Annotated in this window: 23 protein-coding genes and 1 riboswitch; of the genes, 10 read left to right on the top strand and 13 right to left on the bottom strand. The window is 69.5% G+C overall.

What is annotated here, in order from left to right; genetic code table 11:
* Positions 1-57 precede the first annotated feature (57 nt).
* A complete protein-coding gene (locus PXH83_RS12665; protein WP_274559920.1) occupies positions 58-963 on the bottom strand; it encodes a hypothetical protein in 906 nt (301 codons plus the stop codon).
* A 182-nt stretch (positions 964-1,145) separates the two neighbouring features.
* On the opposite strand from PXH83_RS12665, the gene PXH83_RS12670 reads away from it, so the two are divergent.
* The 3 genes from PXH83_RS12670 (at position 1,146) to PXH83_RS12680 (ending at position 6,335) form a co-directional block, all read left to right on the top strand.
* Positions 1,146-3,410: a heavy metal translocating P-type ATPase gene (locus PXH83_RS12670; RefSeq protein ID WP_274559922.1), complete on the top strand. Its 2,265-nt coding sequence runs from the start codon at positions 1,146-1,148 to the stop codon at positions 3,408-3,410.
* Positions 3,411-3,667: 257 nt separating this feature from the next.
* Positions 3,668-5,623 (top strand): sensor histidine kinase, encoded by a 1,956-nt coding sequence (locus tag PXH83_RS12675; protein WP_274559924.1) that lies wholly within the window; start codon positions 3,668-3,670, stop codon positions 5,621-5,623.
* Between the two features lie 55 nt (positions 5,624-5,678).
* Complete coding sequence (locus tag PXH83_RS12680) at positions 5,679-6,335, top strand: HD domain-containing protein (protein WP_274559927.1); 657 nt, start codon at positions 5,679-5,681, stop codon at positions 6,333-6,335.
* On the opposite strand, the gene PXH83_RS12685 is transcribed toward PXH83_RS12680, so the two are convergent.
* Positions 6,324-6,665: a DUF4031 domain-containing protein gene (locus tag PXH83_RS12685; RefSeq protein ID WP_274559929.1), complete on the bottom strand. Its 342-nt coding sequence runs from the start codon at positions 6,663-6,665 to the stop codon at positions 6,324-6,326. The genes PXH83_RS12680 and PXH83_RS12685 overlap by 12 nt on opposite strands.
* Positions 6,662-7,021, bottom strand: a complete 360-nt coding sequence (locus tag PXH83_RS12690; protein ID WP_274559931.1) for a hypothetical protein — start codon at positions 7,019-7,021, stop codon at positions 6,662-6,664. Before PXH83_RS12690 ends, PXH83_RS12685 begins: the two co-directional genes overlap by 4 nt.
* 76 nt (positions 7,022-7,097) lie before the next feature.
* On the opposite strand from PXH83_RS12690, the gene PXH83_RS12695 reads away from it, so the two are divergent.
* Positions 7,098-8,057 (top strand): MurR/RpiR family transcriptional regulator, encoded by a 960-nt coding sequence (locus PXH83_RS12695; protein ID WP_420803156.1) that lies wholly within the window; start codon positions 7,098-7,100, stop codon positions 8,055-8,057.
* A gap of 45 nt (positions 8,058-8,102) precedes the next feature.
* A complete protein-coding gene (gene murQ, locus PXH83_RS12700; RefSeq protein WP_274559933.1) occupies positions 8,103-9,056 on the top strand; it encodes an N-acetylmuramic acid 6-phosphate etherase in 954 nt (317 codons plus the stop codon).
* Between the two features lie 77 nt (positions 9,057-9,133).
* On the opposite strand, the gene PXH83_RS12705 is transcribed toward murQ, so the two are convergent.
* From PXH83_RS12705 to PXH83_RS12715, 3 genes are all read right to left on the bottom strand, one after another.
* Complete coding sequence (locus PXH83_RS12705) at positions 9,134-9,610, bottom strand: amidase (RefSeq protein ID WP_274559935.1); 477 nt, start codon at positions 9,608-9,610, stop codon at positions 9,134-9,136.
* Positions 9,611-9,733: 123 nt separating this feature from the next.
* Positions 9,734-9,937, bottom strand: coding sequence for a hypothetical protein (locus tag PXH83_RS12710; RefSeq protein ID WP_274559937.1), 204 nt, complete (start codon positions 9,935-9,937; stop codon positions 9,734-9,736).
* Entirely contained in the window at positions 9,934-10,149 is a 216-nt protein-coding gene (locus PXH83_RS12715) for a hypothetical protein (RefSeq protein ID WP_274559939.1), read from the bottom strand. The genes PXH83_RS12710 and PXH83_RS12715 overlap by 4 nt, the downstream gene beginning before the upstream one ends.
* A gap of 113 nt (positions 10,150-10,262) precedes the next feature.
* Between PXH83_RS12715 and PXH83_RS12720 the strand changes: the two genes are divergently transcribed.
* Both PXH83_RS12720 and PXH83_RS12725 read left to right on the top strand, forming a co-directional pair.
* Positions 10,263-11,102 carry a helix-turn-helix domain-containing protein gene (locus PXH83_RS12720; RefSeq protein ID WP_274559941.1) on the top strand — a complete coding sequence of 280 codons (840 nt, stop codon included), beginning with the start codon at positions 10,263-10,265 and terminating at the stop codon, positions 11,100-11,102.
* Complete coding sequence (locus PXH83_RS12725) at positions 11,086-11,292, top strand: DUF397 domain-containing protein (RefSeq protein WP_274559943.1); 207 nt, start codon at positions 11,086-11,088, stop codon at positions 11,290-11,292. The genes PXH83_RS12720 and PXH83_RS12725 overlap by 17 nt, the downstream gene beginning before the upstream one ends.
* A gap of 66 nt (positions 11,293-11,358) precedes the next feature.
* On the opposite strand, the gene PXH83_RS12730 is transcribed toward PXH83_RS12725, so the two are convergent.
* The 3 genes from PXH83_RS12730 to PXH83_RS12740 form a co-directional block, all read right to left on the bottom strand.
* Complete coding sequence (locus PXH83_RS12730) at positions 11,359-12,540, bottom strand: S8 family peptidase (protein WP_274562799.1); 1,182 nt, start codon at positions 12,538-12,540, stop codon at positions 11,359-11,361.
* A gap of 181 nt (positions 12,541-12,721) precedes the next feature.
* On the bottom strand, positions 12,722-13,930 hold the full coding sequence (locus PXH83_RS12735) for an RNA-guided endonuclease InsQ/TnpB family protein (protein WP_274559945.1): 1,209 nt from the start codon (positions 13,928-13,930) through the stop codon (positions 12,722-12,724).
* Between the two features lie 69 nt (positions 13,931-13,999).
* Complete coding sequence (locus tag PXH83_RS12740) at positions 14,000-14,233, bottom strand: hypothetical protein (RefSeq protein WP_274559947.1); 234 nt, start codon at positions 14,231-14,233, stop codon at positions 14,000-14,002.
* Between the two features lie 290 nt (positions 14,234-14,523).
* Here PXH83_RS12740 and PXH83_RS12745 point away from each other — a divergent pair, with 290 nt between their 5' ends.
* Positions 14,524-15,021 carry a peptidylprolyl isomerase gene (locus PXH83_RS12745; protein ID WP_274559949.1) on the top strand — a complete coding sequence of 166 codons (498 nt, stop codon included), beginning with the start codon at positions 14,524-14,526 and terminating at the stop codon, positions 15,019-15,021.
* Between the two features lie 103 nt (positions 15,022-15,124).
* On the opposite strand, the gene groL is transcribed toward PXH83_RS12745, so the two are convergent.
* The 4 genes from groL to thrC form a co-directional block, all read right to left on the bottom strand.
* A complete protein-coding gene (gene groL, locus PXH83_RS12750; RefSeq protein ID WP_069928208.1) occupies positions 15,125-16,747 on the bottom strand; it encodes a chaperonin GroEL in 1,623 nt (540 codons plus the stop codon).
* A gap of 341 nt (positions 16,748-17,088) precedes the next feature.
* Entirely contained in the window at positions 17,089-17,292 is a 204-nt protein-coding gene (locus tag PXH83_RS12755) for a cold-shock protein (RefSeq protein WP_005315736.1), read from the bottom strand.
* Positions 17,293-17,714: 422 nt separating this feature from the next.
* Positions 17,715-17,990, bottom strand: coding sequence for a MoaD/ThiS family protein (locus tag PXH83_RS12760; RefSeq protein ID WP_214919272.1), 276 nt, complete (start codon positions 17,988-17,990; stop codon positions 17,715-17,717).
* Entirely contained in the window at positions 17,987-19,303 is a 1,317-nt protein-coding gene (thrC, locus tag PXH83_RS12765) for a threonine synthase (RefSeq protein WP_274559998.1), read from the bottom strand. The genes PXH83_RS12760 and thrC overlap by 4 nt, the downstream gene beginning before the upstream one ends.
* 17 nt (positions 19,304-19,320) lie before the next feature.
* Positions 19,321-19,448, bottom strand: a riboswitch (SAM riboswitch).
* Positions 19,449-19,603: 155 nt separating this feature from the next.
* Here thrC and PXH83_RS12770 point away from each other — a divergent pair.
* Both PXH83_RS12770 and PXH83_RS12775 read left to right on the top strand, forming a co-directional pair.
* The gene (locus PXH83_RS12770; protein ID WP_274560000.1) at positions 19,604-20,551 is read left to right on the top strand and encodes a glucosyl-3-phosphoglycerate synthase; all 948 of its coding nucleotides are present in this window, start codon (positions 19,604-19,606) and stop codon (positions 20,549-20,551) included.
* Positions 20,552-20,622: 71 nt separating this feature from the next.
* Entirely contained in the window at positions 20,623-22,029 is a 1,407-nt protein-coding gene (locus PXH83_RS12775) for an alpha,alpha-trehalose-phosphate synthase (UDP-forming) (protein ID WP_274560002.1), read from the top strand.
* Positions 22,030-22,133 lie beyond the last annotated feature (104 nt).

Genomic DNA, 22,133 nt, shown 5'->3' on the forward strand with positions numbered 1-22,133 from the left:
ACAGGTCTAGTCCAATAGTCACCCTACGGGTAGCACACGGCCCCGCGCATCAGCGCGTCAGTGCGCGTGGCCACCCGCCTCGACCCCGCCACCCGCAGAGACCGTGAAGGCCGCGGTACGGACCTTGCCCTCGTGCCGGAAGTCGAGGAAGAGGCGGTACGCACCGGAGCTGGGCGCAGTGGCGGTGAAGGACACCTCGGGCCCCGGCCCCCCGTCGTTCGGGTGGACGTGCAGATACGCGAGGTCGCCGGAGCGCAGGGCGACCAGGTGTCCGTACGCACCGAGGTACGGCTGGAGGTCGGTGACGGGCTTGCCGCCCTTGGCGACGGTCAGCCTGAGCTCGCGGGCCGCGCCGGGGCGCAGCCCGCCGGCGAGGGTGACCTCGTAGCCGTCGACTTCGGCGGTCGCCTCGACCGGCGGCAGTGCGGCAGGCGCGTACGCGCCGGAGACGGCCAGGTCGGCGCCGAGCGTCACCCCCTCGGCACCCTTCCTCGCAGGCGTGAAGTCGGCGAACGCGCGGTAGCCGCCCGCCTTGGGCAGTTCGACGGGGACGGACCACGTGCCGTCGGCTGCGCGGACCGGATGCAGGTGCCGGTAGGCGGTGAGATCACGCGAGGCGACGATGAAGTGCAGCTCCTTGCCGTGCTCGCGCTTGTACGCCGTGACCTTGCGCCCGCTCCCGTCCCGGACGGAGAAGCGCACCTCGGTACGTTCACCGGCCTTGATACGCGAGGTCTCCAGGTCCAGGGCGTATCCGCGCTCGGAGATCTGGAGCCCGCCGGGGGCGGTGCCGTCCGACCCGCGCTCGCCCTTCTCCCCGCGCCCGTCGTGACCGCCGTGCGGCGACGCAGCCGGGCGCTCGTCCGCGACGACGGGCCCGACACCCTTTCCCACTCCGTACGCCGTGCCGAAGGTCGCGGCGAGCGCGGCAGCGAAGGCGGTGATCTTCAGTCCGGTGTTCATGACGGTCTCCAGGGAGCGATGGGGCGACGACTGATGTTGTTGTTACACCGACGACAATACCCCCAGGGGGTATAACGTCAACCGGATTCAACGCCTTGCATCAGATGGGGGCTGGGGGTATACATGACCCACCAGAACCAATACCCCCCAGGGGTATTCAGCGGCGTACCGAGGAGCAAGACATGCCCACCACAGCAGCCGGCACCCCCACTCCCACCCAGGTCGAACTGGCCATCGGCGGCATGACCTGCGCCTCCTGCGCCGCCCGTATCGAGAAGAAGCTCAACCGCATGGACGGCGTCGAAGCCACCGTCAACTACGCCACCGAGAAGGCCAAGGTCAGCTACCGGGGCGAGGAGGTCTCCGTACAGGACCTGATCGCCACCGTGGAGGCCACCGGCTACACCGCGAAGGAGCCCGCCCCGCCACCCACAGAGCCCCAGGAGGTGCCGTCGGACACGGAAAGCGCGCACGACGAACTGCGGCCGCTCCGCCAGCGGTTGATCACCGCAACCCTCCTCGCCGTGCCCGTCGTCGCGATGGCGATGGTCCCGGCGCTCCAGATTCAGTACTGGCAGTGGCTGTCCCTCACCCTCGCCGCGCCCGTCGTCACCTACGCCGCCTGGCCCTTCCACCGCGCCGCCTGGACCAACGCCAAGCACGGCGCGGCCACCATGGACACGCTGATCTCGGTCGGCACATCGGCGGCGTTCCTCTGGTCCCTCTGGGCACTGTTCTTCGGGACAGCCGGAACACCCGGCATGACCCACCCCTTCGAGCTGACGATCTCGCGCAGCGACGGCGCCGGGAACATCTATCTCGAAGCCGCCGCCGGAGTCACCGCGTTCATCCTGGCCGGGCGCTACTTCGAGGCCCGCTCGAAGCGGAAGGCGGGCGCCGCCCTCAAGGCACTCCTCGAACTCGGCGCCAAGAGCGTCACCGTCCTGCGGGAGGGCCGCGAGGAGACCATCCCCACCGCGGACCTGGCCGTCGGCGACCTTTTCCTCGTACGCCCGGGAGAAAAGATCGCCACCGACGGCACTGTCGTCGAAGGCACCTCCGCTGTCGACGCCGCCATGCTCACCGGCGAGTCCGTCCCCGTCGAGGTCGGCCCCGGCGACTCCGTCACCGGAGCGACCCTGAACGCCGGCGGCCGCCTGGTCGTCGAGGCCACCCGGGTCGGTGCCGACACCCAACTGGCCAGGATGGCCAAGCTGGTCGAGGACGCCCAGAACGGCAAGGCGGCCGCCCAGCGCCTGGCCGACAAGATCTCGGCCGTCTTCGTGCCCGTCGTCATCGCCCTCGCGCTCGGCACGCTCGGCTTCTGGCTCGGCAACGGATCCGGCCTGACCGCCGCCTTCACGGCCGCCGTGGCCGTACTGATCATCGCCTGCCCGTGCGCCCTGGGCCTGGCCACCCCGACCGCCCTCATGGTCGGTACGGGCCGTGGCGCGCAGCTCGGCATCCTGATCAAGGGCCCGGAGGTCCTGGAGAACACCCGCAAGGCCGACACGATCGTCCTCGACAAGACCGGCACGGTCACCACGGGCCGTATGACCCTGCTCGCCGTCCACACCGCCGACAGCACGGACCGCGCCGAAGTCCTGCGCTTGGCAGGCGCGTTGGAGCACGCGTCCGAGCACCCGGTCGCCCGGGCGGTGGCGGCCGGCGCCACGGCGGAGCTGGGCGGCCTGCCCGTCCCCGAGGACTTCGCGAACGTCCCGGGCCTCGGCGTCCAGGGCATCGTCGAGGGTCACGCCATACTGGTCGGCCGCTCAACACTCCTCGGGGAGTGGGCGATGGAGCTGCCGGCCGAGCTGGAGCGCACCAGGGGCGAGGCCGAAGCAGCCGGACGTACAGCCATCGCGGTGGCCTGGGACGGCGAGGCGCGCGCGGTCCTGGAGGTCGCCGACGCGGTGAAGGAGACCAGCGCGGAGGCGGTACGCAGGCTGCGCGCCCTGGGCCTCACCCCGATCCTCCTGACCGGCGACAACAAGGCCGTCGCCGAGTCGGTGGCCCGCGAGGTCGGCATCGACGAGGTCATCGCGGAGGTCATGCCGCAGGACAAGGTCGACGTGGTCAAGAAGCTCCAGGCGGAGGGCCGCAGCGTCGCGATGGTCGGCGACGGCGTCAACGACGCGGCGGCGCTCGCGCAGGCCGACCTGGGCCTGGCCATGGGCACGGGGACGGACGCCGCGATCGAGGCGGGCGACCTGACGCTCGTACGGGGCGACCTGCTGGCCGCCGCCGACGCGATCCGCCTCTCCCGCAAGACGCTCGGCACCATCAAGTCGAACCTCTTCTGGGCCTTCGCCTACAACGTGGCGGCCCTGCCGCTCGCGGCATCCGGCCTGCTCAACCCGATGATCGCGGGGGCGGCGATGGCGTTCTCGTCGGTCTTCGTGGTCGGCAACTCGCTGCGGCTGCGCGGCTTCCAGGCGGCGTGACGGCTCCGGTGCCCGCCCGGCGGGCGGATGCGGTGGGCGGTGCGGTGGGGCGGATGCGGTGGGGCGGATGCGGTGGGGCGGATGCGGTGGGCGGATGCGGTGGGCGGATGCGGCGGCCGTGCGGGAAAGCCCCGCAGTGTTACGGCACGGTCGCATCCGGTGCCCGGCGGGACCCGGACCCTCCGTGAGCCGGGAGCAACCCGTCTCTTACCGCCGCGAAACCGCGCCGGTCATACCGGTTCGTACCGTCGTCGGGTGTGACGCGTAATCAACGGCACCGCCTGCCGCACCTGCCCGCCCTGCCCGGTTGGGGCACGATCCGGGGACGGGTGGCCATCGTGCTCGCCGTCCCCACCTGCCTGCTGCTCGTCGTGACCGGCCTCGGGGTCGCCGACCGGGCGGCCGACTGGTCGGCCGCCCGGGAGAGCGCCGGGCACGTCGAACTCGTGCTGAAATCACAGGACTTGGTGCGCGAGCTGCAGCGTGAGCGCGGCCTCACCAACGGCCTGCTCGGCGGCGCCGACGAGTACCGCGACGACGTCGACGCCCAGCGCACCCGCACCGACACCGCCCGCAGCGAATTCGACGCCCTGCTCGCGGCGGGCGACGCGGGAGCGGACACCGGCCATGCCGTACGCAAGGCACTCACCCCGGTCACGGCACTGACTTCCTTACGCGGTCAGGTCGACGACGGCACGGCCCGGCGTGCCCCGACCCTGACCGCGTACACCAAGGCGATCGAGGCACTGATCAGCGCCGCGGCGGCAGAACCGGACCGTGGGGACCGGGCCCTCGCCGATTCGTTGGGCGCCTTGGAGGCTCTCGCCAGGGCCACCGAGGCGGTCGCCCTGGAGCGCGGCTCCCTCAACGGGGTTTTCGCGGCGGGGCGGTTCAAGGGCCGCGAGTTCCTCGACTTCACCGAGGTGCGGGCGGACCGCCTTGCCTCCCTGCGCCAGTACGCCGAACTCGCCACCCCCGCCCAGGAATCCGCACTCAGCTCCGCCTTCGACACCCCCGAAGCCCGACGCGCCACCGGCTACGAGAAGCAGGCCGAGGGCGGCGCCGACGGCTCCGAGCTCACCGTCGCCCCCGCCCAATGGTGGTCGTCGATGACCGCACTGGTCGACAGACTCCACGGCGTACAGCAACAGACAGGCTCCGACGTACGAAGCCACGCGGACCGGCTCGGCGACGAGGCCACCGCCGAACTGGGCGGATTCATCGGCCTCGGTGTGCTGATCCTCGCGGTGGCCACCGCACTCGCCCTGCTCTCCGCGCGCTCGATCACCCGGCCGCTCGGTGCGCTCGCCGACGAGGCGGACGCGGTGGCCCGCACCGGACTTCCGGCAGCCGTCGCCCGGATCCAGGAGGCCGAGGCGGGCGACGAGCTTCTTCCCGAGCCTGCCCGCGAAGTCCCCGACGGCGCACGTGAGTTCATCCAGCTCGCCGCCGCTCTGCGCAACGTCGAGCACACCGCGATCGGGCTCGCGGCCGAACAGGCAGTCCTGCGCCGCAACAGCTCCGAGTCGCTCGCCAGCCTCGGCCGCCGCAACCAGGTGCTTCTCTCCCGTCAGCTCGGCCTGATCACCACCCTGGAGAGCCAGGAGGTCGACCCGGACGCCCTCGGTGAGCTCTTCGAACTCGACCACCTGGCCACCCGGATGCGCCGCAACGCGGAGTCGCTGCTCGTGCTCGCTGGGGAGGAGTCGCCGCCGCGCACCTGGGCGGGCCTGGTGACGGCGTCCGAGGTGGTGCAGTCGGCGATCGCCGAGGTCGAGCAGTACCAGCGCGTCGCCGTCGTCGACGTCCAGGACGGCCGGATCCGCGGCCGGGCCGTCGCCGAGCTCTCCCATCTGCTCGCCGAGCTCATCGAGAACGCCCTGATCTTCTCGCCGCCCTCGCGTCCGGTCGAGGTCTACGGCTGGCGCGACGGCGGCGAGTACTGCATCGCGGTCGTCGACCGCGGAACCGGCATGAGCACCGAGGACCTGGCCCGCTCCAACGCCCGCCTCGCGGGCCGGGAATCCTTCCTGGTCGCCCCCAGCCGCTACCTCGGCCACTACGTCGTCGGAACTCTCGCCGCCCGGCTCGGCGCCCAGGTCGAACTGCGCCCGACCCAGGGGCAGGACGGGGCGTGCGGGGTCACGGCATACATCGCCCTGCCGAGCAGCCTCGTCGAGGCCCCGGAGATCCAAGCAATGACGACGATCTGACCGCCCGAAAAAGAGACTACCCCCAGGGGGTATGCGGGTTACCTAGACTCTGCCCATGCCCGACCACCACGCCGCTCACGCCGATCTCCGGACCCGCTGGCACCACACCGTCCTCGCGGCCCGCGACGGCATCCCCGAGCCCGACCCGATGCCGTACGCCGAGAATCTCCTCGCCCGCTGGGCCGAGCCGCAGCGGCGGTACCACACCACCGACCACCTGATCGCGGTCCTGGACCACATCGACACCCTGGTCGCCCACGCCGAAGACCCGGCCGCGGTCCGCCTCGCCGCCTGGTTCCACGACGCGGTCTACCGCCCCGACCGCTCCGAGAACGAGGAGCGCAGCGCCGCCCTCGCCGAGCTCGCCCTCCCCGAACTCGGCATCGACGACGCCCGCACCGCCGAAGTCGCCCGCCTGGTCCGCCTCACCGTCACGCACGCCCCCGAGCCCGGCGACACCAACGGCGAGGTGCTCTGCGACGCGGACCTGGCGATCCTGGCGGCGGGCCCGGAGGCGTACGCCGCCTACGCGGCATCGGTACGGGAGGAGTACGGCTTCGTACCGGACGAGACGTTTCGCGAGGGCCGGGCGGCGGTCCTGCGCCAGCTCCTCGGCCTCCCGAGGCTGTTCCGTACGCCGCACGGGCAGGCGGAGTGGGAGGCGCGGGCACGGCAGAACCTGACGACGGAGCTCGATCTGCTACGCGTCTGAGCCATCCCCCACCGGGTCCGAGCCCACCCGGTCCGAGCCCACCCGGTCCGAGCCCACCCGGTCCAAGCCCACTCGCCCCTTACGCCGCCGCAGCCCCGCCTCCGTAAGCCTCCGCACGAGCTCCTTCGAGCCCACCTGGACCGCGCCCGCCGCCACCGCATCCGCATACCGCGATTCCGGGATGTCGTAGTGGTCCCGCTCGAACGCCCGCGCCGGCGCCCCGATCGACGCCGCGAAGGCGTGCAGTTCGTCGTACGACACGTCGCTTACCAGGTGCGACCACATCCGACCGTGTCCCGGCCACGTCGGCGGGTCGATGTAGAGGGTCACTGCAGCGCACCCACGCGCGCGACGATCACAGCCGCCTTCGCACACACCCAGTGCGGGTCGGGCCCCAGTTCCGGTTCGACCTCCAGAGCGTGCGGGTCCGAGTCCACGCAGACCGGGCAGAGCGGCCAGCGCCCGTACCGTTCGAGGAGCGCGTCCTGTACGTCCTGGGCGACCAGCCCGACGACGTACTCCACACCCTCGGGCCACTGTTCAACCCACCAACGGCGGTGCGCGACCGCGTCCTCGACCAGCGACACGACGTCCGCCACGGCCACCTCGCGGGCCGTCAGGTCGGCCATGACGAGCGCGCGGGCCGCGTGCAAGGCCTGTTCCAGGGCAGAGGTCGTGGGGTCCATGAAGCCATTGTCACTCGGCGGCCGGGAGGCCAGGAGAAGGGTTGACGCTCAAGGGTCCTGAAAATATCTTTCAGTAGTGACCAATGAAGTGAAGGAAATTTTTAGCGCCGGTTCCGGCGGTAATGCCGGCGCCGGCGGTGCGGGCAGCGCCCCGCCCGCCCCCGCCGCCCTCGCAGCCAAGGTACGGACCCTCGCCCCGTCCATGACCCGATCCATGCAGCGCGTCGCCGAAGCCGTCGCCGCCGACCCCGCCGGCTGCGCCGCCCTCACGGTCACCGGTCTCGCCGAACTCACCGGCACCAGCGAGGCCACCGTCGTCCGCACCGCCCGCCTCCTCGGCTACCCCGGCTACCGCGACCTGCGCCTCGCGCTCGCCGGGCTCGCCGCCCAGCAGCAGTCGGGCCGGGCCCCCGCCGTGACCGCGGACATCGCGGTCGACGACCCGATAGCGGACGTCGTCACGAAGCTCGCGTACGACGAACAGCAGACCCTCGCCGACACCGCCGCCGGGCTCGACACCGTGCAGCTGGGCGCGGCCGTCACCGCGCTCGCGACCGCCCGCCGTATCGACATCTACGGCGTCGGCGCCTCCTCCCTCGTCGGCATGGACCTCGCCCAGAAGCTGCTGCGCATCGGCCTGATCGCGCACGCGCACACCGACCCGCACCTCGCCGTCACCAACGCCGTGCAGCTGCGCTCCGGCGACGTCGCCATCGCGATCACGCACTCCGGCTCGACGGGCGACGTGATCGAGCCGCTGCGGGTCGCGTTCGACCACGGGGCGACGACGGTCGCGATCACGGGCCGCCCGGACGGTGCTGTGTCGCAGTACGCGGACCACATCCTCACCACTTCGACGGCCCGCGAGAGCGAACTGCGCCCGGCCGCGATGTCGTCCCGTACCAGTCAACTGCTCGTCGTGGACTGCCTGTTCATAGGCGTCATGCAGCGTACGTACGAGACGGCGGCCCCCGCGCTGGCCGCCTCGTACGAGGCACTCGCGCACCGCCACAGCCCCCGCAGCAGCAACCGCTGACGTGCCCTGACCTGGCCTGACCAGCACCCGAAAGAGCCGCTCCTCATGACCTCCACCTCTTCCCCTTCCTCCGCCTCCTCCACGTACTCCGAACTGCGCGCGGAGCTCGCCACGCTCACCACCGAAGCGTTCCGTCCCGAACTCGCCGACATCGACCAGCAGCCGACGCTCGACATCGCCCGCGTCATGAACGGCGAGGACCGCACCGTCCCCGAAGCCGTCGCCGCACAGCTCCCGCGCATCGCCGCCGCGATCGACGCCACGGCCGGGCGCATGGCCCGCGGAGGCCGCCTGATCTACGCGGGCGCGGGTACGGCGGGCCGCCTGGGCGTACTGGACGCGAGCGAGTGCCCGCCCACCTTCAACACCGACCCCTCCGAGGTCGTGGGCCTGATCGCGGGCGGCCCTTCCGCAATGGTCGAGGCCGTCGAAGGCGCGGAGGACAGCAAGGAACTGGCGGCGGCGGACCTGAACGCGCTGACTCTCACCGCGAACGACACGGTCGTCGGCATCTCGGCCTCGGGCCGCACCCCGTACGCGATCGGCGCGGTAGAACACGCCCGCAGCCTCGGAGCCCTGACCATCGGCCTGTCCTGCAACGCGGACAGCGCGCTGGGCGCCGCCGCCGAGCACGGCATCGAAGTCGTCGTAGGCCCGGAGCTCCTCACCGGCTCCACCCGCCTCAAGGCGGGCACGGCCCAGAAGCTCGTACTCAACATGATCTCGACGATCACGATGATCCGCCTCGGCAAGACGTACGGAAACCTGATGGTCGACGTACGGGCCTCCAACGAGAAGCTGCGCGCCCGCTCACGCCGCATCGTCGCGCTCGCGACGGGCGCATCGGACGAGGACATCGAGGCCGCGCTGACCGCGACGGACGACGAGGTGAAGCCCGCGATCCTCACGATCCTCGCGGGAGTCGACGGCGGGACGGCCGAGCGGCTCCTGACGGAGTCGGGGGGCCACCTCCGCGCCGCGCTCCAAGCCACCGAGTGACCCCCCACGCCGCACCTCCCCCACACAGCAAGCGACCCGCCTCGGGCTGGGCCCAGGCCTCTGACAGCGACCGGAAGTCAGTCCGACGCAGCCGTACGCAAGAACCGCACCAGGTCATCCACGCTGTACCCGAGCGCCGGCCCCCGCTCGGCGGCCATCAGCAGCAATTGCCCCACGATCTCCGCGCCCCAGCCGTCCGTACCGTCCGAGGACCACTCCCACAGCTTCTCAATGCCGAGATCGGTCATGAGCAGCCCATGCTCAGCACGGATCTCGGCACAGAGCACGGCGACCGCATCGAGCAGCGTGGCCCCCGGCCGCTCGCAGCGCAGTCCGAAGTACCCACCAAAGTCCCTGACTTCACACCCCTCGGGCGGTCGAGCCTTGAGCGCGTCATACCGAGGATCGTCGAACTTCGGGTAGTCCACGACCGGACAGTGGAGCAGGTTGAACCTCTGCCACCCCGGCGGCAGCGGCGGCGGAGGCCGATACGCGGTCATCCCGAAGGCCTCCGTCACGAGCGCGCTCGCCTCGTCCGACGTGTTGGCCGTCATCGTGACGGTTCTGCTCCCGTCGTCACCAACGGCGGCCCACTGCCCGGTGCTCTCATCTCGACTGCATTGAATCGAAAGTCCCATACCGTTACGCTCCCACCCGCCACTGACAACGCCCCCACCTCACGGCAGCCGCCCCTCACTGTTGATCGCCCGAACCCGCGCCCGCAGCACCTCCCCCGGCGGCGCCGGCGCCATCGCCTCCGGCGGGCAGTCCCACTCCCGCCCGCCGCCCGGCGGCCTCAGCTGTACGTACGGCCCCTCCCGCCCCATGACCTGCCCGACGCGTCCGGTGCGGGAGTCGATCACGTACCTTCCGGCGCTCATCGCCGCACCTCATGCAGTACGGCGACGAGCCGCAGCGCGGTGTCCAGGTTGCAGCGGCCGAGATCGACCAGGGGGTACGGCTCGTTGCCCGCGCTCGACACCGGGTCGACGCGCAGGGAGGGCAGGGCCACCCCCGCCGCACCCAGCTCGGTCCGGAGCTGCCCCACGGCGTCTTCCACGGCCCGTAGGCGCTCATTCGCCGTCATCGCCATCCTTGCCAACCTCCACGCTGAGTGTCCGCATTACGTACACAGCGTGTCCGGTGCACGGCTAGCCTGAGAAGAACGACGGCCCAACAACCCCACCTGTACAACAGGGAGTTGCCATGCCCGGACCAAAGGACCTCGACCCCTCCTCCTCCCCTCGCGCCCTCCTCGGAGCCGAACTGCGCCACGCGCGCGAGAAGTCCGGCCTTACGCAGGCGGAGCTCGGCGAGCCGCTGTTCGTGAGCGGCTCGTTCATCGGCCAACTGGAGTCGGGGACACGGCGGATGATGCCGGAGTACGCGGTGAAGATAGACGAGATCCTCGGGACGGGCGGCTTCTTCGAGCGGAACTGCAAGGCGTCCACGAAGTCCAAGTACCCGGACCACTTCGCGGAAGCGGCGGAGGCGGAAGCGATCGCGACGGCCATCAAGGAGTACGGGCCGCTGCTGATCCCGGGTCTGTTGCAGACGGAGCCGTACGCCAGAGCCATCTTCCGCGCGTACCAGCCGACCGCGACGGAGGAGGTCATCGACGAGCTGGTGGCAGCGAGGCTGGAGCGGGCGCGACTCCTCGACGATCCAACAAAGCCGCTGTTGTGGACGGTGCTGGACGAGGCGGTGCTGCGCCGCATGGTCGGCGAGCCCGTGGAGATGGCGGAGGCGCTGCGCCATGTGACGGCGATGATCCGCCGCCACCGGGTCATCGTGCAGGTGCTGCCGTTCGGGGCGGGCGCCCACGCGGCCCTCAACGGCTCTCTCAAGCTGATGGCTTTCGAGGACGCTCCCCCGCTCGCCTACCTCCAAGGCCTGGGCACAGGGCAGTTGCAGGACGATCCGGCAACTGTCGCCCGCCACGAACTCACGTACGATTTAGTCAGGGCCATGGCACTGTCACCCAAGGAATCCCTGGCCCTGATCGAATCAGTGGCGGAGGATTACGCGCATGAAGATCAGCCCTGAGTACGACCTGAGCGCGGCGACCTGGCACAAGTCCAGCTACAGCGGCGGCGACGGCGGCGACTGCCTCGAAGTCGCCGCCGGTCACCCCGAGATCGTCCCCGTTCGTGACTCCAAGAACCCCGGCGGCCCGAAGCTCGTGTTCCGGGCCGACGCCTGGGCCGCATTCGTCACGGGCCTCAAGCGGCACTAGCAAACAGCAGCGCCCGCCTGCCCTCCACCCCGCACTGGGGTGGAGGGCAGGCGCCGTGGTGTGGTGTCAGATGCCGTCGGTGAAGAGGAGCCGGTTGGGCGAGTCCGGGCTGACGCCGGTCAGCACGTCCTTGGTGGAGTTGTCGTCGAGCCAGCCGGCGGTTTCCGCCGGGTCCGCCCACGGGTGGGTCGCCTCGTACAGCAGTGCCGCCCCGGCGACGTGCGGCGAGGCCATGGAAGTGCCGTTCAGCGCGACGCTCCCGCCGCCCAGCTTGGCCGAAACGATGGCGGTACCGGGGGCATAAATCGCCAGGCATGCACCGTGGTTGGAGAAGAACGCCTGCTCGTCGTTGCCGTTGCTCGCGCCGACCGTGAACGCGCCTTCCGCAGAGGCCGGGGAGACGTTGCAGGCGTCCACCGAGTCGTTGCCCGCCGCGACAACCGGCAGGACGCCACTGTCGTAGAGGGCGTTGGCGGCGGCGTTCACCAGGAGGGACTTCTGCCCGCCGAGCGAACCGTTGAGTACGGCCGGATTGGTGGGGTTCCATGCGGCGTGCGCCGCCGTCCATTCGAAGCCGGCGATGATCCCGGCGTTGCTGCCCTTGCCCTGGCAGTCGAGGACCCGGACGCTGATGAGACTCGCCTTGCGTGCCACGCCGTACGTCTTGCCGCCGACCGTGCCTGCGACGTGCGTGCCGTGACCATTGCAGTCCGCCCCGTTGCGTCCATCCCCGATGGCGTCGAATCCGGGCCTGGCACGCCCTTCGAACTCGGAGTGGCAGTAGTCGATGCCGGTGTCGAGGATGTACGCGTTGGCTCCGGCGCCGGTCGCGTTGGCGGTGAACTGGCCGTCGAGCGGCAGGTAGCGTTGATCGATCCGGTCCAGGCCCCAGGACGCGGCGGGCCCCGAGGCGCGGACCTCGGTGTCCTGCTCCACGGCCTGCACGTTCGGAAGCGCGCGGACCTTGGCCAGTTGAGCGTCTGTGAGCTTGGCGGCGAAGCCCCGCATCACCTTCTTGTAGCTGAACAGGGGGGTCACGTCCACGTCACTCGCAGCTGCGGCGACGTCGGCCGTGGGCTTGAGCGAGACGAGGTACTGGCCGGGGACGGGGTTGTCCGAGAGCCGGAGCGGAGCGGGATCGGAACGCTCCGCCGGTGCGGCGGACTGTGCGGAGGCGGACAAGGGACCTGTGACCGCCAGGACAGCGGTGATGGCAGCCGCGAGGGCAAGCCTCATCGAGGTTGACATGCCCACGAGAGAACCATGCAGAAACGATCACGCACAATAACTCTGCGCGCCTATCTGAATACTTTCGGTAGTGAAACCGGAAGTGTGCCCCCCGCTACCCCGGAGCTCAAGCCGCAAGCCCCGAGCCCTCCTTGGTGACTCCTCCCCCCAGATAAATCCGGCGGGCTTCTCCTGTCGGTGGCTAGGCCACGTCGGGAAGGACCAGCCCGGCCCTGAGTGCGACGTTCCAGGCGCCCACGCGGTCTGCGTGGTCGACGTGCTGGCATGAGGTGCACTGGAACTTTTCGCCGTCGCGGTTCTCGGCATCCACGTGCCCGCATTTGGGGCAGGTGCGCGAGGTGTTGCGGGGGTCCACCGGGATCAGTACACGACCGGCGCTTTCAGCCTTGTGCGCGAGGATGCCCAGGAACACCCCCCAACCCGCGTCAAGAATGTTGCGGTTCAGCCCGGATTTCGATGCGGCGCCGTTCGGCAGGAACGCGCCGGGCGTCTCGGGGTCGGGCTTCGGCTTGGGGGTGCGAACCATGTTCGCGATGCTCAGGCGCTCGTGACCTATCTGGTCGTAGTCGCGGACTATCGCAAGCGCGGTCTTGTGCGCGTGGTCGGTGCGCTGACGGCGCACCTTGCGGTGAAGCTTGGCAACCTTCTCCACCGCCCGGCGGTGCTTCGCCGTACGGTTCTCCCGCTTACGGCGCGGGAACGCCTTGAGTGCCCGTTGGGATTCGGCCAGGGCTTCGGCGTTGCGCTTGCCGTGCCGGGGGTTGGGGACGTGGGCGCCCTCACTGGTGGTCAGGAAGTGATTCACGCCCATGTCGATGCCGGTCACGGCGCCGGTTGCGGGCAGCGGTTCGCCGGGCACGTCGTCACAGGCGAGGATGACGTACCACTGCCGTCCCTCGCGCTTGACCGAGACGGTCTTGACGCGGCCCTTCACGGTCCGGTGTTGGTGCACGCGGACGTGCCCGACACCTTGTAGCCGGACGCGGGTGACAGGGGCGTGCGGGGTGGAGTCCCACCGGCAGCCGTCACCGTCCTTCGGGAAGTCCACGGTGTCGAACCAGTTCACTCCCCGAAATCGGGGGTATCCGGGCTTCTCACCGGCCTTCACGCGCCTAAAGAACGCCTGAAACGCCTTGTCCAGACGGCGCAAGGTGGCCTGCTGCGAGGAGAAAGACCAGCGGCCCTGACGCTCGGGGTCGAACGCCCGGATCTCCTTGAGCTGCGCGGACTGCTGTCCGTACTTGACGCTCGTCTTCGAAGCGTGCCGGTAGGCGTCGCGGCGTTCCTGTAACGCCCCGTTGTAGAGCGAGCAGTGATCCCGCAGCATCTCGGAAAGAGCCTGCGCCTGGCGGACGGTGGGGCGGAGGAGGAATCTGTACGCCCGGTGCACGGTCGGCTTCCTCCTTCTACTTCTTCGTCCAGGGGCGTTCCCACTGGGTCGTCGCCTCGGTCGGCGCGGTCAGCGCCCGCTTACGCTCCGCCCGCCGACCGGCACACTGCCGATACGGACACGCTCCGCCAGATCGACACGGGCGTGATGACCCAGGTGTCCACCGAGGAGCGTCAGGACCTTCTCATCCGCCGAACCCAGACGCAGCCGGTCACGGATACGCGCACCGGCAGGAGCCGCAACCGTGAACGGAGCGGCCAGCGTACGCAGTTCGCGCCTCTTCCTCCGTGCATCGAGTGCCACCAGCGGCCTCCTCCCCACTCGCCCACAGCGGACATAGCCACCCCCACAGGGAACAGCCCAGCAAGAACACAAGCCCCGCAACGCCGTACCGTTCACCCAAACGAGGTATCCGACGGCCAACAACGGCCTACAACCACATCAACAGCTGTCAACCCGTACGGCGCCACCGTCCCCCCGACCCCGTCAACATCACCCTCGACGCCCAGAAGCTCAAGGACTACGCCCACTAACGGCGCGGCGCCCCGGGGCCACGCCGTGCCCCGAGTGCCAGGGATGTCAGGATGGGGACCATGACAACCAAGGTCTACTTCGACATCACGATCAACGACGAGCCCGCCGGGCGGATCTCGTTCAACCTGTACGACGACGTGGTCCCCAAGACCACGGAGAACTTCCGCGCCCTCGCCACCGGCGAGAAGGGCTTCGGCTACGCCGGCTCGTCCTTCCACCGGGTCATCCCGGACTTCATGCTCCAGGGCGGCGACTTCACCCGCGGCGACGGCACAGGCGGCAAGAGCATCTACGGCGAGAAGTTCGCGGACGAGAACTTCCAGCTGAAGCACACCAAGCCGGGCCTGCTCTCGATGGCCAACGCCGGCAAGAACACCAACGGCTCGCAGTTCTTCATCACCACCATCGCGACCCCGTGGCTGGACGGCAAGCACGTCGTGTTCGGCGAGGTCGCCGACGAGGCCAGCATGAATCTGGTCAAGAAGATCGAGAGCTACGGCTCCCAGAGCGGCCGTACCAGCGCCAAGGTCACCATCTCCGACAGCGGCGTGCTCTAGCCGCACACCCGGTAACGAGTAACCAGTAACGCCCGAAGGCGGCACCCCCTCGCAGGGGTGCCGCCTTCGGTTGCGTGCGTAACAGGACTTACCGAGCCGGGGCTCAGAAGTCCATGTCACCGCCCGGCATGCCGCCGCCCGCAGGGGCACCGGCCTTCTCGGGCTTGTCGGCGATGACAGCCTCGGTGGTGAGGAACAGCGCCGCGATGGAGGCCGCGTTCTGCAGGGCAGAGCGCGTGACCTTCGCCGGGTCGATGATGCCCTCGGCGATCATGTCGACGTACTCGCCGGTCGCGGCGTTCAGGCCGTGGCCGAGCGGCAGGTTGCGCACCTTCTCGACGATGACGCCACCCTCAAGACCACCGTTGACGGCGATCTGCTTGAGCGGAGCCTCCAGCGCGAGCTTCACGGCGTTGGCGCCGGTCGCCTCGTCGCCCTGGAGCTCAAGCTTCTCGAAGACGGCCGTGGCCTGCAGCAGCGCCACGCCACCACCGGCGACGATGCCCTCTTCGACGGCCGCCTTCGCGTTGCGAACGGCGTCCTCGATGCGGTGCTTGCGCTCCTTGAGCTCGACCTCCGTGGCGGCACCGGCCTTGATGACGGCCACGCCGCCGGCCAGCTTCGCCAGGCGCTCCTGGAGCTTCTCGCGGTCGTAGTCCGAGTCGGAGTTCTCGATCTCGGCACGGATCTGGTTGACGCGACCCTGAACCTGGTCGCTCTCACCCGCACCGTCGACGATCGTGGTCTCGTCCTTGGTGATGACGACCTTGCGCGCACGGCCGAGCAGGTCGAGACCGGCGTTCTCCAGCTTGAGGCCGACCTCCTCGGAGATGACGGTGCCACCGGTGAGGATGGCGATGTCGCCGAGCATGGCCTTGCGGCGGTCACCGAAGCCCGGAGCCTTGACGGCGACGGACTTGAAGGTGCCACGGATCTTGTTGACGACGAGCGTGGACAGCGCCTCGCCCTCGACGTCCTCCGCGATGATCAGCAGCGGCTTGCCCGACTGCATGACCTTCTCCAGCAGCGGAAGGAGGTCCTTCACGTTGGAGATCTTGGAGTTGACGATCAGGATGTACGGGTCGTCGAGCGACGACTCCATGCGCTCCATGTCGGTGGCGAAGTACGCCGAGATGTAGCCCTTGTCGAAGCGCATGCCCTCGGTGAGCTCAAGCTCCAGACCGAAGGTCTGCGACTCCTCGACGGTGATGACGCCTTCCTTGCCGACCTTGTCCATCGCCTCGGCGATGAGCTCGCCGATCTGGGTGTCGGCGGCGGAGATGGAGGCGGTCGAAGCGATCTGCTCCTTGGTCTCCACGTCCTTGGCCTGCTCAAGCAGAGCGGCGGAGACGGCCTCGACGGCCTTCTCGATGCCACGCTTGAGGGCCATCGGGTTGGCGCCGGCGGCGACGTTGCGCAGGCCCTCGCGGACCAGTGCCTGGGCGAGGACAGTCGCGGTCGTCGTGCCGTCACCGGCTACGTCGTCGGTCTTCTTCGCGACTTCCTTGACCAGCTCGGCGCCGATCTTCTCGTACGGGTCCTCGAGCTCGATCTCCTTGGCGATGGAAACACCATCGTTGGTGATCGTGGGGGCGCCCCACTTCTTCTCGAGGACGACGTTGCGGCCCTTGGGGCCGAGGGTGACCTTGACGGCGTCGGCGAGCTGGTTCATCCCGCGCTCGAGACCGCGCCGTGCCTCCTCGTCGAACGCGATGATCTTGGCCATGTGAAGTGGTCCTCCCGGACTGGGGTGGATAGCGACGGACTGCGTGGCGCCCGCGACGGACGGCCTGCGTGCCTGCGTGGTTCCTTGCCCCACCCGGCCTGCGGGCCTCGCCGACCCAGTCCTTCTGTCACTCTCACTGGGAGAGTGCTAACGCCAATGATTAGCACTCGACCCCTGCGAGTGCAAGGCCGTCCCAGCGGGACACGCGCGCCGTCGCCGCACCCGGGCACGCCCGGTGACGCACACGGCACGTACAAGGCACGCATGAAGGGCCCGTACCCGACCGGGTACAGGCCCTTCATACGTGAGTGCGTCGGTGGCCGATCGCGCCGCGCCGAAAGTCAGACGGCGAGCTTGACCATGTCCGCCTGCGGACCCTTCTGGCCCTGCGAGATCTCGAATTCGACTCGCTGACCCTCTTCAAGGGTGCGGTACCCGTCCATCTGGATCGCGCTGTAGTGGACGAAAACATCCGCACCACCGTCGACCGCGATGAAGCCGTACCCCTTCTCCGCGTTGAACCACTTGACGGTGCCCTGAGCCATGCCTAACTCCCCTATTACTGGCCCTTGCACAGGACCGCACTTCGCGGACCCGGGTCAGACCTGCACCCCAACCAGCCCTCCGACAGGAGAGGGTGTGCGCCGGAACGCGTCGACCGCGGCTGAATGTATCTGCCCAACTGCCCTCTGCAACAGGTCAATCGGACGAGAATTCTGGGCGCGGGGGAATGCGCGAATACGAAAAATTCCCCGGATTCCAGGGCAAGTCGGGCCGGACAAAGCGCGCATGAGCGGCAATTGGCTCGCAGACTTTGGCTGCTTCTTGACGTGCGCGGACGCATTCTCATATGCGTGGGGCACAAGCAGTGGAGGGGACTGCCCCAACTGTACCGCGCTCAACCATGCAGAATTGCCCCCTCCGCTTCTATCGCGGAGAGGGCAATTGCAGTGACTTTAAGCGTCGGTCAGCCGCCTGCGACGGCCGGAATGATCGAAACACCGGCGCCGTCCGGAGTGGGCGTGTCGAGCCCCTCCTCGAAGCGCACGTCGTTGTCGTTGACGTACACATTCACGAAGCGGCGCAGCTTGCCCTGGTCGTCCAGAACGCGGGCCGCGATGCCCGTGTGGTTCTTCTCCAGGTCGGCGATGACCTCGGCGAGGGTCGCGCCCTCGGCCGTCACCTCGGCCGCGCTGTTCGTGTACGTACGGAGAATCGTGGGGATGCGGACGTTGACGCTCATGCGAGGCCAGCCTCTCGGAAAGAGTCCAGGTTGGGGCGGATGACGGCGGACTGGCCCGTGGTCGGGGCAACCGCCTCAAGAGTCTTCAGGCCGTCGCCCGTGTTGAGCACGACGGTGGTGAGCGTCGGATCCAGCAGCCCGGCCTCGATGAGCTTCTTCGTCACGCCGACGGTCACGCCGCCCGCGGTCTCCGCGAAGATGCCCTCGGTCTCGGCCAGCAGCTTGATCGCGTCCACGACCTGCTCGTCGTTGACGTCCTCGACCGCGCCGCCCGTGCGGCGGGCGATGTCCAGGACGTACGGGCCGTCGGCCGGGTTGCCGATCGCGAGCGACTTGGCGATCGTGTTCGGCTTCTGCGGCCGTACGACGTCGTGCCCGGCCTTGAACGCGGTCGACACCGGCGAGCAGCCCTCCGCCTGGGCGCCGAAGATCTTGTACGGCTTGTCCTCGACCAGGCCGAGCGCGACGAGCTCCTTCAGCCCCTTGTCGATTTTCGTGAGCTGCGAGCCCGAGGCGATCGGGATGACGATCTGGTCCGGCAGCTGCCAGCCGAGCTGCTCGCAGATCTCGTACGCCAGGGTCTTGGAGCCCTCGCCGTAGTACGGGCGCAGGTTGACGTTGACGAAGCCCCAGCCCTCGCCCGCCGGGTCGCCGATGAGCTCCGAGCAGAAGCGGTTGACGTCGTCGTAATTGCCCTCGATGCCGACCAGGTCGCCACCGTAGACGGAGGCCATGACGACCTTGCCCTGCTCCAGGTCGTGCGGGATGAACACGCAGGAACGGAAACCGGCCCGAGCGGCGGCGGCGCCGACCGCGCCGGCCAGGTTGCCGGTGGAGGAGCAGGAGAGGGTGGTGAAACCGAACGCGCGGGCGGCCTCGACGGCGATGGCGACGACACGGTCCTTGAAGGAGTGCGTCGGGTTGCCGGAGTCGTCCTTGACGTACAGGCCGCCGGTGACGCCCAGCTCGCGGGCGAGGTTGTCGGCCTTGACCAGCTTGGTGAAGCCGGGGTTCAGGCTCGGCTTCGACGCCACGTCGGCGGGGACGGGAAGCAGCGGGGCGTAACGCCAGATGTTGTCCGGACCGGCCTCGATCTGCTTGCGCAGCGCGTCGGCGTCGCCGAGGGGGAGGTCGTATGCGACTTCGAGCGGACCGAAACAGGAAGAACACGCGAAGATCGGACCGAGTTCGAATCGCTCTCCGCACTCGCGGCAGGAAAGCGCGGTGGCGGGGCCCAGGTCTACGGGCAGGGAATTCGTGGCGCTTGCGTCGGCGTTTGCGTTCGCGTCGGTTTCAGCAGTCTGCACAGCCATGGTGGCGAGGCCCTTTCTCCTCATCTTCCCCACGACGCATTTCGCCGTGAGACGGAATTGGCACCGTCCCCACCGTTACCTCGCGGTCGGCGGAATGGTTGCCGGGACTTCAACGGGCCGTTCCCTCTGTCCCTCTGGATGAGCGCTATGGCATCGGAGCTGGGACCCGATGCATTTGTTCCACGCGACCACCCCGACATGCGACGGTGATCCGCGTTGTTCAAGACTGTAACCGAAGGCCCGGACGCTTGAGATAGTCGTCCGCACCGCGAGATGGATCATACGGAGTAGGAGAGGCGCGTGCTGGAAGAGGTGGAGCGCTGGCTGGACCGTCGGTCCTGGTCCGCGGCCGACCGCCCGCTCGACCGGCTGATCTCGGCCAAGGCGGCCGGGCGCGGCACCACCGTCAGTGTCGTGCTGCCCGCCCTCGACGAAGAGGCGACGGTCGGCGAGATCGTCACAGTGATACGCCGCGAGCTGATGGAGGCCGTACCGCTGGTCGACGAGCTGGTAGTGATCGACTCCGGCTCGAAGGACCGTACAGCGCAGGTCGCGGCGGCAGCGGGCGCGCGGGTCGTGCACCGCGACGACATACTGCCGCGCATTCCGGCCGCGCCCGGCAAGGGTGAGGTGCTGTGGCGCTCACTCCTGGTGACGACCGGTGACATCGTCTGCTTCGTCGACGCGGACCTGAAGGACTTCTCCGCCTCGTTCGTCTCGGGCATCGTCGGGCCGCTGCTCACGGATCCCGATGTGCAGTTCGTGAAGGCGATGTACGACCGCCCGCTCGGCGCGGCCGCAGGTCAGGGCGGCCGGGTGACCGAGCTGGTGGCCAGGCCGCTGCTCAATCTGCACTGGCCGCAGCTGGCCGGGTTCGTCCAGCCCCTGGGCGGCGAGTACGCGGCGCGTCGCTCGCTCCTGGAGCGGCTGCCCTTCCCCGTCGGTTACGGAGTGGAGCTGGCCCTGCTGATCGACTCGCTCCACACGGTGGGCCTGGACGCGCTGGCCCAGGTCGATGTCGGCGTACGCAGGCACCGCCACCAGGACGGCCAGGCGCTCGGCCGGATGGCCGCCGCGATATACCGGACGGCTCAACTGCGCCTGTCGCGCGGCCACTTGGTGCGTCCTTCGCTGACCCAGTTCGAGCGGGGCGACGAGGGGTTCGTACCGCGTACGCATGTGGTGGACACGGAGGAGCGGCCGCCGATGCGCGAGATCGAGGAGTACGAGGAGCGCCGCGCGGCGTGAAGGAGACGGTCGTCGGCGAGGTCCGGCCGTACGCACGTTTGAGGGGTTACAGGAAGGGCTAGGTTCGCCACATGGTTTCCGAGGTTTCCTCCGAGCACGCTGCCCAGATTCTCGTCGCTTCCAATCGCGGCCCGGTGACGTACACGCTCGCCGGGGACGGCTCGCTGGCCGCCAGGCGCGGCGGGGGCGGCCTCGTCTCGGGCCTGTCGGCGATCGGCCAGGGCGCCGAGTCGCTGTGGGTGTGCGCGGCGCTCGGGGACGGCGACCGGGAGGCGGTACGGCGCGGGGTCGGAGAGCCGGGCGTACGGATGCTCGCCATCGACGCCGGTGTGCACGCGGACGCGTACAACGGCATCGCGAACTCGGTGCTGTGGTTCGTCCACCACCTGCTCTACCAGACGCCGCTGGAGCCGGTCTTCGACGCGGAGTTCCGGCGCCAGTGGGCGGCGTACGAGACGTACAACCGCGCCTTCGCCGGGGCGCTGGCGGCGGAGGCGGCGCCGGGGGCCGCCGTGCTGGTGCAGGACTACCACCTGTGCCTGGTGCCCGGCATGCTGCGCGAGCTGCGCCCCGACCTCAGGATCGGCCACTTCTCGCACACGCCGTGGGCGCCTGTGGACTACTTCCGCCTGCTTCCCGACGACATCGCGCGTCAGCTGGTGCGCGGTCTGCTGGGCGCGGACAGGGTGGCGTTCCTGACCCGGCGCTGGGCGGACGCTTTTGGGGCGTGCGCGGTGGATGTGCTGGGGGCCGGGGCCCTGGACGGGACGGCGGTCGGGGTGCACGGGCTCGGCGCGGACGGGGACTTCCTGCGGGAGCGGGCGCATCGGCCGGACGTGGACGAGTGCCTGGTGCGGCTGCGCGAGCGGGTCGGGGCCGGGCGGAAGACGATCGTCCGTGTTGACCGTACGGAACTCTCCAAGAACATCGTGCGCGGACTGCTCGCGTACCGGCGGCTGCTCGCGGACCGGCCGGAGTGGCGCGGGCAGGTGGTGCACATCGCCTTCGCGTACCCGTCGCGGCAGGACCTGGCGGTGTACCGCGACTACACGGCGGCCGTACGGACCCTGGCGGAGGAGATCAACTCCGCGTACGGGACGGCTGATTGGCAGCCGGTGCTGCTGGAGCTGGACGATGATTTCGCCCGGTCGCTGGCGGCGTACCGGATGGCCGATGTGGCGCTGGTCAACCCGATCAGGGACGGCATGAACCTCGTCGCGAAGGAGGTGCCGGTCGTCTCCGACGAGGGGTGCGCGCTGGTGCTGTCGCGGGAGGCGGGGGCGTACGAGGAGCTCGGCGACGACGCGATCGTCGTCAACCCGTACGACGTGACGGCGACGGCGGAGGCGCTGCACGAGGCGCTGACGATGGCGCCGGAGGAACGGGCGGCACGAACGAAGCGGCTGGCCGCGGCGGCGACGGCGCTGCCTCCGGCGGCGTGGTTCCTGGACCAGTTGAACGCGCTGGTTTCGGATTAGGGCGACGGGCGCGGGCGGGGTGCGGTGCGGGTTGCCTGCGGCGCAGTTCCCCTACCCGCCCCTTTCCCGAAACGTGGGGGCAAGCCCCCAGACCCCCGGACGAA

Origin of the sequence: Streptomyces spiramyceticus (genome assembly GCF_028807635.1) — a bacterium.
In the GTDB taxonomy this organism is placed as follows: Bacteria; Actinomycetota; Actinomycetes; order Streptomycetales; family Streptomycetaceae; genus Streptomyces; species Streptomyces spiramyceticus.